12 protein-coding genes are annotated in these 12221 nt (G+C 66.6%); 10 read left to right on the top strand and 2 right to left on the bottom strand.

Going from position 1 to position 12221, the window contains the following annotated elements:
- The first annotated feature begins 96 nt into the window (after positions 1 to 96).
- The 7 genes from N7I30_RS11590 (at position 97) to N7I30_RS11560 (ending at position 6824) form a co-directional block, all read left to right on the top strand.
- Complete coding sequence (locus N7I30_RS11590; RefSeq protein ID WP_228238729.1) at positions 97 to 840, top strand: phosphatase PAP2 family protein; 744 nt, start codon at positions 97 to 99, stop codon at positions 838 to 840.
- A 267-nt stretch (positions 841 to 1107) separates the two neighbouring features.
- The gene (locus N7I30_RS11585) at positions 1108 to 2025 is read left to right on the top strand and encodes an ABC transporter permease subunit (RefSeq protein WP_009209006.1); all 918 of its coding nucleotides are present in this window, start codon (positions 1108 to 1110) and stop codon (positions 2023 to 2025) included.
- A gap of 5 nt (positions 2026 to 2030) precedes the next feature.
- A complete protein-coding gene (livM, locus tag N7I30_RS11580; RefSeq protein ID WP_498638946.1) occupies positions 2031 to 3491 on the top strand; it encodes a high-affinity branched-chain amino acid ABC transporter permease LivM in 1461 nt (486 codons plus the stop codon).
- Complete coding sequence (locus N7I30_RS11575; protein WP_024348625.1) at positions 3491 to 4468, top strand: ABC transporter ATP-binding protein; 978 nt, start codon at positions 3491 to 3493, stop codon at positions 4466 to 4468. The genes livM and N7I30_RS11575 overlap by 1 nt, the downstream gene beginning before the upstream one ends.
- A complete protein-coding gene (locus N7I30_RS11570) occupies positions 4465 to 5214 on the top strand; it encodes an ABC transporter ATP-binding protein (RefSeq protein ID WP_498638944.1) in 750 nt (249 codons plus the stop codon). Before N7I30_RS11575 ends, N7I30_RS11570 begins: the two co-directional genes overlap by 4 nt.
- Positions 5214 to 5567, top strand: coding sequence for a DUF6867 family protein (locus N7I30_RS11565; RefSeq protein WP_498638943.1), 354 nt, complete (start codon positions 5214 to 5216; stop codon positions 5565 to 5567). Before N7I30_RS11570 ends, N7I30_RS11565 begins: the two co-directional genes overlap by 1 nt.
- 144 nt (positions 5568 to 5711) lie before the next feature.
- A complete protein-coding gene (locus N7I30_RS11560; protein ID WP_230785803.1) occupies positions 5712 to 6824 on the top strand; it encodes a branched-chain amino acid ABC transporter substrate-binding protein in 1113 nt (370 codons plus the stop codon).
- Positions 6825 to 6991: 167 nt separating this feature from the next.
- Here the strand turns inward: N7I30_RS11560 and N7I30_RS11555 are convergent, their stop codons facing one another.
- Positions 6992 to 7774, bottom strand: coding sequence for an enoyl-CoA hydratase (locus N7I30_RS11555; RefSeq protein ID WP_024348628.1), 783 nt, complete (start codon positions 7772 to 7774; stop codon positions 6992 to 6994).
- A 99-nt stretch (positions 7775 to 7873) separates the two neighbouring features.
- Positions 7874 to 8653 carry an SDR family NAD(P)-dependent oxidoreductase gene (locus tag N7I30_RS11550; RefSeq protein ID WP_498638939.1) on the bottom strand — a complete coding sequence of 260 codons (780 nt, stop codon included), beginning with the start codon at positions 8651 to 8653 and terminating at the stop codon, positions 7874 to 7876.
- A 183-nt stretch (positions 8654 to 8836) separates the two neighbouring features.
- On the opposite strand from N7I30_RS11550, the gene N7I30_RS11545 reads away from it, so the two are divergent.
- From N7I30_RS11545 to glpD, 3 genes are all read left to right on the top strand, one after another.
- Positions 8837 to 9694, top strand: a complete 858-nt coding sequence (locus N7I30_RS11545) for a D-amino-acid transaminase (protein ID WP_498638937.1) — start codon at positions 8837 to 8839, stop codon at positions 9692 to 9694.
- 139 nt (positions 9695 to 9833) lie between these two features.
- Complete coding sequence (locus tag N7I30_RS11540; protein WP_187391532.1) at positions 9834 to 10622, top strand: DeoR/GlpR family DNA-binding transcription regulator; 789 nt, start codon at positions 9834 to 9836, stop codon at positions 10620 to 10622.
- A 94-nt stretch (positions 10623 to 10716) separates the two neighbouring features.
- Positions 10717 to 12216, top strand: coding sequence for a glycerol-3-phosphate dehydrogenase (gene glpD / locus N7I30_RS11535; protein ID WP_498639089.1), 1500 nt, complete (start codon positions 10717 to 10719; stop codon positions 12214 to 12216).
- Positions 12217 to 12221 lie beyond the last annotated feature (5 nt).

The following is a 12221-nucleotide window of genomic DNA, read 5'->3' as shown; positions in this document are numbered from 1 at the left end:
CCGGGCCCTTTCTGCCGATCTCCCACTGGCCCCGGAGGCCTTGCGCGCTAGCCTGTGACGTTCAGCCCGCCCTGCCACTGCCCGCGAAAGCCGCCGATGCAATACCACGCCATCCACCAATGGGTCCGCCAGCGGATCGAGATCACGACGCTCGTGGCCGCGCTGACCGCGGCAGCCGCGATCTGGGGGTTCGTCTCGCTCGCCGGCGAGGTGGTGGAAGGCGACACCAAGGGGCTCGACACCGACATCCTGCTCTGGTTCCGCAGCGCGACCGACCCGCAGGATCCGCTCGGCCCCGGCTGGATGGAAGAGTTCGGCCGCGACATGACCGCCCTCGGCGGCACCGGTGTCCTCGTCATGCTGACGCTGTTTGCCGGCGGCTTCCTGTGGATGCAGGGCAAGCGTCGCTCGATGATCATGATCTTCGCCGCGGTCGGCGGCGGCTTCGCCATGAGCCAGCTTCTCAAGTTCGGCTTCGACCGGCCGCGTCCCGACCTCGTGCCGCACGGTTCCATCGTCTACACGGCCAGCTTCCCGAGCGGCCACTCCATGATGTCGGCCGTCACCTATCTGACGCTGGCGATCCTGGTCGCCCGCGTCCAGGAGCGCCACCGGGTCCGCATCTACCTCATCACCATCGCCTGTTTCCTGACGGTGCTGGTCGGCGTCAGCCGCGTCTATCTGGGCGTCCACTGGCCGACCGACGTTCTCGCCGGCTGGACCGCGGGCGCCGCCTGGGCAGTCGGCTGGTGGATGCTCGCCCGCTGGCTGGAGGAACGCGGCGCGGTCGAGCCTGAAGCCCAGACGATCGACGAGCCCGCCGATTCTGCCGCCCCCTGAGGCCGGCTGCGACCGCACACGCCCTCTCTGATGGCCGCCCCGACCGGGCGGCCATAGGCGATCTCTATGCGCCTTTCGTCGCGCTTGCATGCCCGTAAGCCCTGATTCGCCAAGGCGTTAACACCTTCGCGCCGCGAAATTGACGCAATCGGCTTGCGGAGCCGCCATTGCTATGGAAATGATCATGCCTTCGGACGCGGCGTTCCTGACACTTTCGCGCGCGCCAAACAGACCGGCATCCCAGAAGCACCGGAAAACGGGCGGGCAATGGAATATTTTCTTCAGCAATTGATCAACGGTATCACGCTCGGCTCGATCTACGGGCTGATCGCCATCGGATACACGATGGTCTACGGCATCATCGGCATGATCAATTTCGCCCATGGCGAGATTTTCATGATCGGATCGTTCGTCTCGCTTACGGTCTTCTTGGCGCTCGCCGCCCTCGGCATCACGTTCCTGCCGCTGGTGCTGCTGATCATGGTGCTCGTCGCCATGCTCTGCACCTCGCTCTGGGGCTGGACGGTCGAGCGGGTCGCCTACCGGCCGCTGCGCGGCTCCTTCCGGCTCGCCCCGCTGATCACCGCCATCGGCATGTCGATCTTCCTGCAGAACTTCGTGCAGGTCACCCAGGGTGCCCGCGTCAAGCCGCTGCCGCCGCAGATCCAGGGCGGCATCACGCTGATGGATTCGCCCTCCGGCATCGTCGTGCAGCTCAGCTACATGCAGATGATCATCATCGGCATGACCATCGTCCTGATGGCCGGCTTCTCGCTGCTGATCTCGCGCACCTCGCTCGGTCGCCAGCAGCGCGCCTGTGAGCAGGACCGCAAGATGGCCTCGCTGCTCGGCGTCAATGTCGACCGCACGATCTCGCTGACCTTCGTGCTCGGCGCCTCGCTCGCGGCGGTCGCCGGCATGATGTACCTGCTCTATTACGGCGTCATCGATTTCTATATCGGCTTCATCGCCGGGGTGAAGGCGTTCACCGCGGCGGTTCTGGGCGGCATCGGCTCGCTGCCGGGTGCCATGCTGGGCGGCCTCGCCATCGGCCTGATCGAGACCTTCTGGTCCGGCTATTTCTCGGTCGAGTACAAGGACGTCGCCGCCTTCTCCATCCTGGCGATCGTGCTGATCTTCATGCCCTCCGGCCTGCTCGGCCGGCCTGAAGTCGAGAAGGTCTGATCGCGATGGCCAGCACGACATCAGCCACCGCGGCGAACCGCCCCGAGGGCGCGGAGATCCTGTCCGAAGAGCGGCGCGACGCGGCGCGGGGCGAACCGCCCTTCACCGAAGCGCCGACCGGCGACAGCCGCCTCGTTGCCTCCCTGAAGGAGGCCGGCATCACCGCGGCGATCATCGCGGTCATCACCCTGTTCTTCCTGGCCTTCCGGTCCGACATCGCATCGGGCGGCCTGTCCCTGACCCTGCGGCCGGAGTTCTGGCTGGTCTGGGTGGTGATCGCCTTCGGCGTCCGCTTCCTCCTGTCCTATTTCGTCTTCCGCTCCGAACAGCCGATCACCGGCTTTCTCAAGAAGACCTTCGCACCCACCGCCCGCGGCCTGCCGATCGGCAAGGTCCTCGGCATCGCGCTGCTGCTGGTCGCACTGACCCTGCCCTATCTCCTGGCGACGCTGGTTCCGAGCCAGAACCGCTATCTCCTCGACCTGGCAATCCTGATCCTCACCTATGTGATGCTGGGCTGGGGACTGAACATCGTCGTCGGCCTCGCCGGCCTGCTCGATCTCGGCTACGTCGCCTTCTACGCGGTCGGCGCCTATTCCTTCGCGCTGCTGTCGACGAATTTCGGTCTCGGCTTCTGGGTCTGCCTGCCCATGGCCGGCCTGTTCGCGGCGATGTGGGGCGTCATGCTGGGCTTCCCGGTGCTGCGCCTGCGCGGTGACTATCTGGCCATCGTCACCCTCGCCTTCGGCGAGATCATCCGCATCGTTCTGTTGAACTGGTACGAGTTCACCGGCGGCCCGAACGGCCTCCTGGGCATTCCCAAGCCGACGCTGTTCGGCCTGGAGTTCAACCGCGGCGACAATTCCTTCGCGGAGTATTTCAACCTCGAATACGACACCGTGCAGCGGTTCGTGTTCCTCTACTACATCATCCTGGCGCTCGCCCTGATCACCAACTTCGTCACCCTGCGGCTGCGCAAGCTGCCGGTGGGCCGGGCCTGGGAAGCGCTGCGCGAGGACGAGATCGCCTGTCGCTCGCTCGGCATCAACACCACCAACGTCAAGCTCACGGCCTTCGCCACGGGCGCGATGTTCGGCGGTTTCGCCGGCGCCTTCTTCGCCACCCGGCAGGGCTTCATCTCGCCGGAGAGCTTCACATTCATCGAATCGGCGATCATCCTCGCCATCGTGGTGCTCGGCGGCCTCGGCTCGCAGCTCGGCGTGGTCATCGCCTCGGTGGTGATGATAGGCGGCATCGAACTCTTGCGAAACCTCACCATCCTGCAGGCGGTGTTCGGTTCGGACTTCGATCCGACCCAGTACCGCATGCTGATCTTCGGTCTCGCCATGGTGGCGATCATGGTGTGGAAGCCGCGCGGCCTGATCTCGTCGCGCTCCCCATCCGATGTCTACAAGGAGAAGAAGAAGATCGGCGCCGATCAGGTCTCCCAGGGCGAGGGTCACTAATGTCGAACACCTCTCACCGCTGGTCGCTCGACCCGGTTCTGACCGTCGAGCATCTGACGATGCGCTTCGGCGGCCTGACCGCCGTGGACGACCTCTCCTTCAATGTCGGGCGCGGCGACATCACCGCCCTGATCGGTCCGAACGGCGCCGGCAAGACCACGGTCTTCAACTGCGTCACCGGCTTCTACAAGCCGACCGAGGGCCGCATCGCCATGCGCCGGGGCCGCAATGTCCCGGACGCCAAGATCGCCGCCCTCACCCGCAGCGGCAACCAGTACGACCGCGACGACGAGCATGCGGTGTTCCTCCTGGAGCGGATGACCGACTTCCGCATCACCGAGGTCGCCGGCGTCGCCCGTACCTTCCAGAACATCCGCCTGTTCGGCGGCATGACGGTGCTAGAGAACCTCCTGGTCGCGCAGCACAACAAGCTGATGCGCGCCTCCGGCATGACCATCGGCGGCCTGTTCGGCCTGCCCGGCTACCGGCGCGCCGCCGCCGAAGCCAAGCGCAAGGCAATCGAATGGCTGGGGCATACCCGCCTTCTCGACCGCGCCGACGACCCGGCCTCCGACCTGCCCTACGGCGCCCAGCGCCGGCTGGAGATCGCCCGGGCCATGTGCACCGATCCGGCGCTGCTGTGCCTCGACGAGCCGGCCGCCGGCCTCAACCCGCGGGAATCGGCCGAGCTGAACACGCTGCTGCGCTACATCCGCGACGAGCATGACGTCTCGGTGCTGCTGATCGAGCACGACATGGGCGTTGTGATGGAGATTTCCGACCACATCATCGTGCTCGACTACGGCAAGAAGATCTCCGACGGTTCGGCCGCCGAGGTGCGCGACGATCCCAAGGTCATCGCCGCCTATCTGGGCGTCGACGACGAGGAGGTGGAGCAGGTCGAGCAGGATCTCGGCGTCAAGAAGGCCGGCGCGTCGACGCACGCCGCCGACGGCAGTCAGGGAGACATGGCATGAGCGCGGTCGCGCCGACGCCCGAGGGGGAGCCGATGCTGGCGGTCCGCGGCGTGCATACCTTCTACGGCAAGATCCAGGCGCTGCGGGGCGTCGATGTCGACGTCTTCGCCGGCGAGATCGTCACGATGATCGGCGCCAACGGGGCCGGCAAGTCGACCCTGATGATGACCATCTGCGGCAATCCGCAGGCCCGCGAGGGGCAGATCCTCTATCGCGGCGAGGACATCACCCACATGCCGACCCACGACATCATGTCCCGGTCGATCGCACAGTCGCCGGAAGGACGCCGCGTGTTCGGCCGGATGACCGTGATGGAGAACCTCCAGATGGGGGCCATCATGGAGGACGAGAAATATTTCGACGACGATCTGCGCAAGGTCTTCGAGCTGTTTCCGCGGCTCAAGGAGCGGCGCGGCCAGCGCGGCGGCACCCTGTCGGGCGGCGAGCAGCAGATGCTGGCCATCGGCCGGGCGCTGATGAGCCGGCCGAAACTTCTGCTGCTCGACGAGCCGTCCCTCGGCCTTGCCCCGCTGATCGTCAAGCAGATCTTCGACGTCATCCGCGAGCTCAACGCCAATGAGGGGCTGACCGTGTTCCTCGTCGAGCAGAACGCCTTCCACGCCCTGCGCCTCGCCCATCGCGGCTACGTCATGGTCAACGGCACCGTCACCATGTCGGGCACCGGCAAGGAGCTTCTGGCCCGCGAGGAAGTGCGCAGCGCCTATCTGGAAGGGGGAGCCCACTGATGGAATCCGAAATGGGCCTGCTCTGGGAAGTCGCCCTGCCCGAGTTCCTGCTCGTCACCGTCGTTCTCGGCGGCGGCGGTGCCTGGATGATCGGCCGCTCCACCGCGCTGACGTGGAACGGCTGGGGTCTGATGACCTTCTACGTGCTGTTGCTGACGGCTGCTGTCCGTTTCATTCACTTCAGTCTGTTCGGCGGCTCGTTCTTTCTGCCGCCGGCGACATTCGGCACCGCGATCTACTATGGACTGATCGACTTCATCGTATTGTTGGCCATTGCCGGCATCGGGCGCAGCTATGTCCGCAACCGTCAGATGTCTCGGCAGTACGGTATATTGCACGGTAACCATCGCTGACTCTGCCGCATTAATGAGCGCCGGCGAAAAACTGTGCCGGGGCTATTCCAACGGCAGCGAATCCGGTCTTAAATCCCCATCGGTAGAGGACGGTCAACACCGCCTCGTGGCCCACCGGCCGCCAGAAGCAACAGGAAGGTTCCCATGAAGAAAGCACTCCTAGCCGGCGCAGCGCTCAACCTGGTATTCGCTGGCGCAGCGTTCGCCGACATCACGATCGGCGTCGCCGGCCCCATGACCGGCCAGTACGCCAGCTTCGGTGAGCAGCTGCGCACGGGCGCCGAGCAGGCCGTTGCCGACATCAACGCCGCCGGCGGCGTGAATGGCGAGATGCTGAAGCTTTCGGTCGGCGACGACGCCTGCGATCCGAAGCAGGCCGTGGCCGTGGCCAACCAGTTCGCCTCGCAGGGCGTGCCGTTCGTGGCCGGCCATTTCTGCTCGGGCTCCTCGATCCCGGCCAGCCAGGTCTATGCCGACGAGCAGATCGTCCAGATCTCCCCGGCCTCGACCAACCCGGACTTCACCGACAAGCGCCCGGGCGACGGCGTGTTCCGCGTCTGCGGCCGCGATGACCAGCAGGGCGAAGTTGCCGGCAAGTACATCTCGGACAACTTCCCGGATGCCAACGTCGCGATCATCAACGACAAGACCGCCTACGGTAAGGGCCTCGCCGACGAGACCCAGAAGTACTACGAGGAAGCGTCCGGCAAGAAGCCGGCCCTCGTCGAGGCCTATACGGCCGGCGAAAAGGACTACACCGCCCTCGTCACCAAGATGAAGGAAGCCGGCATCAACCTGCTCTATATCGGCGGCTACCACACCGAAGCCGGCCTGATGGCGCGCCAGATGCGCGAGCAGGGCATGGACACCGTGCTGATGTCGGGTGACGCGCTCGTCGCCGAGGAATACTGGGCGATCACCGGCGACGCCGGCCAGGGCACGCTCATGACCTTCTCCCCGGATCCGCGCAAGAACGAGGCCGCAGCGCCGGTCGTCGCCGAGCTCGAGAAGGCCGGCAAGACCGCCGAGGGCTACGTGCTCTACACCTACGCGGCGATCCAGGCCTGGGCCGACGCGGTCAAGAAGGCCGGTTCCACCGACTTCGACCCGGTCGTCACCGCCCTCAATGATGGCGACTACGCCACGGTCATCGGCGACCTGACCTTCGACGACAAGGGCGACGTCACGCTGCCGGGCTACGTCGTCTACGAGTGGAAGGACGGCCAGTACGACTACGTCGACGGCGCCGCCCAGTAAGCATCAGGACGCGGCAGATGCCGCATCCCGACATGACGAAGGCCCCGGTGCATTGCGCCGGGGCCTTTTTCGTTGTGGCGGCGCGGGGCTCGGCTCGCCGATAACACCCTGCCCGTCCCGGCACCTGCCGGCCATGCGCCTGGGCATGGCCAGCCGGCGACCGGACGTCAGTCCTGCCCGTGCTTGAACACGGCGGCGCGCTTCTCGCGGAAGGCGGACATGCCCTCCTTCTGGTCGGAGCCGGAAAACAGCGCGTGGAAGGTGCGGCGCTCGTGCAAGAGCCCCTCGCGCAGGCCCACCTCGAACGACCGGTTGGTGGCTTCCTTGGCGGTGATCGTCGCCGGCTTGGAGAACTCCGCAATGGTCCGGGCGGCGGCCATCGCCTCCTCCATCAGCGAGGCCGCGGGCACCAGCCGCGACACCAGCCCCATCCGCTCGGCTTCCTCGGCCTCGACCATCCGGCCGGTGAGGATCATGTCCATCGCCTTGTACTTGCCGACGGCGCGGGTCAGGCGCTGCGAGCCGCCCATGCCGGGAATGACGCCGAGCTTGATCTCCGGCTGGCCGAACTTGGCCGTGTCGGACGCAATGATCAGGTCGCACATCATCGCCAGTTCGCAGCCGCCGCCCAGCGCGAAGCCGGACACCGCCGCGACCATCGGCGTGCGCACCCGCTCTAGCATCTCCCAGTCGGAGAACCAGTCGGCGAGCATCATCTCCATGACCGTGCGGTCTTCCATCTCCTTGATGTCGGCGCCGGCCGCGAAGGCCTTTTCCGAACCGGTGATCAGAATCGCGCCGACGCCGGGATCGCGGTCGAGCTCGGCGGTCAGCCGGACGATCTCGCGCATGACCTCGGAATTCAGCGCATTCAGCGCCTTCGGCCGGTTCAGGGTGAGGATCGCGACGCGGCCCTCCCGGCTGGTGAGTACGACCTTGTCTTCGCTCATCTGTCCTCCTCTTGCGGGCCCTGCCCGCTCTCGGCTCTGCGACATGGGGCGACGGTCCGGGCTGCCGTCATTGGCAACCCGGTCGCCGCGATCGCGGTCCTATTTCGGCGCCATGCGGATGGCGCCGTCGAGGCGGATCGTCTCACCGTTGAGCATCGCGTTCTCGGCGATGTGGACGACCAGCCTGGCGTATTCCTCGGCGGTACCAAGCCGCGACGGAAACGGCACTGCCGCCGCCAGCGAGGCCTGCACCTCTTCCGGCATGCCGGCCAGCATCGGCGTCTCGAAGATACCCGGCGCGATGGTCATCACCCGGATGCCGGTCTGCGCCAGGTCGCGCGCCATCGGCAGCGTCATGCCGGCGATGGCCGCCTTGGAGGCCGAATAGGCGAGCTGGCCGATCTGGCCGTCGAAGGCGGCGACCGACGAGGTCGAGACGATCAGGCCACGCTCGCCATCGGCGTTGAGCGGGTCGCCCTCGGACATCAGCTGCGCCACCTGCGAGGCCATGTTGAAGGAGCCGATCAGATTGACCGCGATCACCTTCTGAAACAGCGCCGGATCATGGGCCGCACCGCGCGAGATGGTCTTGCGGCCCGCCACGATGCCCGCGCAATTGACCAGGATGCGCGGCGTGCCGATCGCCTCGACGGCCAGCGCCAGCGCCTGCCGGACCGATTCGGAATCGGACACGTCGCAGCGCACGAAAACGCCGCCGATCTCGTCCGCGACCGCCTGCCCGGCCTCCTCGTTGAGGTCCAGCACCGCGACCTTGGCCCCCCTGGCGGCCAGTGCGCGGGCCGTGCCGCGCCCCAGACCCGAGCCTGCGCCGGTCACGATCGCCGGTGTCGTCGTTCCGATATCCAAGCATTCCTCCATGCGTTGCGGGGCGGGACCGCGAAGATGCGGCGCCTCGCCCCTTGGGATGTGATCTATTGCCGTAGCCCCGCGCGTTCCCCGGCGAAAGCCGGAAATGACGCCGGCGCGCGATCTTTCCCCCTCGTCTTCCACCCGGCCGCGCCACGTCGTATGCACGGCAGCGATCTGTCACAGGAGTCCGGCATGTCCCGTACCGTTTACGTCAATGGCGCCTACGTTCCCGAGGAAGAGGCGACGATCTCGGTCTTCGACCGCGGCTTTCTGTTCGCCGACGGCGTCTACGAGGTCACCACTGTCCTGTCCGGCAAGCTGATCGATTTCGGCCCGCACATGAAGCGGCTGGCGCGCTCGCTCGGCGAACTCGACATGCCCTCGCCCGCCAGCGAGGAGGACTTGCTGACGATCCACCGCGAGCTTGTCGCCCGCAACGGCCTCGACGAGGGGCTGATCTACATGCAGGTGACCCGCGGCGCCGCCGATCGCGATTTCCTGTTCCCGCCGAAGGACACGGCGCCGTCCCTCGTCCTGTTCACCCAGGCCATGGTCCTGCGCGACAAGCCGGCGGCGCGCACCGGCATCCGCATCGCCTCGGTGCCCGACCTGCGCTGGGCCCGCCGCGACATCAAGACGGTGCAGCTGCTCTATCCGTCCATGGCGAAGATGGAAGCCAAGGCCAAGGGCGCCGACGATGCGTGGCTGGTCGAGGACGGCGTCGTTACCGAAGGCTCGTCCAACAACGCCCATATCGTCACCGCCGACGGCACGCTGATCACCCGGGACCTGTCGCATTCGATCCTGCACGGCATCACCCGCGCCGCGGTGCTGAAGCTGGCGGCCGACGACGGCGTCAAGGTCGAGGAGCGCAGCTTCACCCTCGAAGAGGCGAAGAACGCCAGCGAGGCCTTCGTCACCTCCGCCTCCACCTTCGTCATGCCGGTGGTGGAGATCGACGGCCAACCGGTCGGCAGCGGTGCGCCCGGCCCGATCGCCCGGCGCCTGCGCGAGATCTATCTCGCCGAGGCCGACCGCACCGCCATCTGACGGCCTCGGACGCCGGCCGCTCGGCACGCTGCCGGTCGGCGTCGCGACCGCCATTGAAGCCGGTCATCAGCTTCGCTTTCGTTTCTTGCGCTTCGGTTTCGTTTTGCCCATGATCGCTCCGTCAGGGGAGGAGTGAACCATGCTGTCGGACCGACAGACGCAAATACTCGAGAGTGCCAAGCGCAGCGGCCGCGTCTCGGTGGAGGAACTGGCGGCCCGCTACGACGTGTCGGTCCAGACCATCCGCAAGGACCTGAACGACCTTTGCGATCAGCGGCTTCTGGCCCGCGTCCATGGCGGCGCTGTGCTGTCCTCCGGCGTCGAGAATGTCGGTTACGACGCCCGCCGCACCATCGCGGCGGACGAGAAGGGCGCGATCGGCCGGGCGGTCGCCGATCTCGTGCCGGACCGCGCCTCGCTCTTCGTCAATATCGGCACCACGACCGAGGCCGTCGCGCGCGCCCTTCTGCGCCACGCCGGGCTGATGGTCATCACCAACAACATCAACGTCGCCACCGTCATGCGGCCCTATCCGGAGATCGAGGTGGTGATCGCCGGCGGCGTCGTGCGCCGCTCCGATGGCGGCATCGTCGGCGAGGCGGCGGTGGATTTCATCCGCCAGTTCCGGGTCGATTTCGCCGTCATCGGCGTCTCGGCCATCGATCCCGACGGCTCGCTGCTGGATTTCGACTATCGCGAGGTGCGCGTCGCCCAGGCTATCATCTCCAATGCGCGCCATGTCATCCTGGCGGCGGATTCGTCCAAGTTCGAGCGCAGCGCGCCGGTGCGGATCGGCCATCTCGACCAGGTCCACACCTTCGTCACCGACGTCGCGCCCGACGGAATCCGGCAGATCTGCCAGGACCGCGAGGTGCGTCTGATCGAGGCCGGCCGGCGCGATGCGACCAAAGCCGACGCCGCCGAGTAGTTTTCGTTTGACGTTCGGTTTGGTTTCGTAATAGCCTCCTCACATTCGCAATCGCAACCTCGAATGTTGCGGTGCGAAGCCTGGGGAGGCTCTTCTGGATTACGACGTTTTCATCATCGGTGGTGGAATCAACGGCTGCGGCATCGCCCGCGACGCCGTCGGCCGCGGCTACCGGGTCGGGCTCGCCGAGATGAACGATCTCGCCTCCGGCACGTCCTCCTGGTCGACCAAGCTGGTGCATGGCGGCCTGCGCTATCTCGAGCATTACGAGTTCAGCCTCGTGCGCCACGCTTTGATGGAGCGCGAGGTGCTGTGGAGCATCGCGCCGCACATCATCCGGCCGCTGCGCTTCGTCCTGCCCCATCATGACGGCCTGCGCCCGGCCTGGCTCCTGCGCCTCGGCCTGTTCCTCTACGACCATATCGGCGGCCGCCGGAAGCTGAAGGCGACGACCACCGTCGATCTCGACGGCCCCCTCGGCGCCCCGCTGAAGGACGATTTCCAGAAGGGCTTCGAATATTCCGATGCCCGCGTCGACGACGCCCGCCTCGTCGTCCTCAACGCCCGCGATGCGGCGGCACGCGGCGCCGACATCATGGTCCGCACCAAGGTGACCGAGGCGCGGCGTGAAAAGGACGGCTGGGTCATCGCCCTCCACGATCAGGAGACCGGCGCGGTCCGCTCCGTCACCGCGCGCTTCCTGGTCAATGTCGGCGGCCCGTGGGTCGACGCCATCATCCAGAACGCCATGGGCCGCAACGGCGCCAACCACATCCGCCTCGTCCAGGGCTCGCACATCGTCACGCGCAAGCTCTACGACCACGACCGCGCCTACATCTTCCAGAACGCCGACGGGCGGATCATCTTCACCATCCCCTACGAGGACGATTTCACCCTCGTCGGCACCACCGACCAGGACTATGAAGGCGACCCGTCGCAGGTGGCGATCAGTCAAGGCGAGATCGACTATCTCCTGTCGGCCGCCAGCGAGTATTTCGACAAACCGGTCGTCGCCGAGGACATCGTCTGGACCTATTCCGGCGTGCGCCCGCTCTATGACGACGGCGCCTCCAAGGCGCAGGAGGCCACCCGCGACTACGTCCTGAAGGTCGAGGGCGAGAATGGCGGGGCGCCGGTCCTCAACTGCTTCGGCGGCAAGATCACCACCTACCGCGTCCTGTCGGAAGAAGTGCTCGGCAAGATCGCCCATCATCTCGGCGCCAAGGGCAAGAGCTGGACCGGCGACGAGCCGCTGCCGGGCGGCGACTTCGCCGTCGACGGCGTCGGCGCGCTGGAGGCGGCACTGCGCCAAGCCGCGCCCGAGCTCGACGCGGCGACGATCCACCGGCTTGTCCGCTCCTACGGCACCGACGCGGCGAGATTCGCCAGGACCGGTGCACTCGGCCGGGATTTCGGGCACGGTCTCTACCAGGCCGAGATCGACTGGCTGATCCAGGAGGAATGGGCCCGCACGGCGGAGGATATCCTGTGGCGCCGCACCAAGCTCGGCCTGCGCTTCAGGGCCGACGAGACGGACGCACTGGCGCAATATGTGACGCAGCGACAGAATGAACGGAGGACGGCCGCCGAATAGAACCG

It is taken from the genome of Aurantimonas litoralis (assembly GCF_026153195.1).
In the GTDB taxonomy this organism is placed as follows: domain Bacteria; phylum Pseudomonadota; class Alphaproteobacteria; order Rhizobiales; family Rhizobiaceae; genus Aurantimonas; species Aurantimonas coralicida.
Note: the sequence above shows the minus strand (reverse complement) of the source record. Positions and strands in the feature narration are given on the sequence as shown.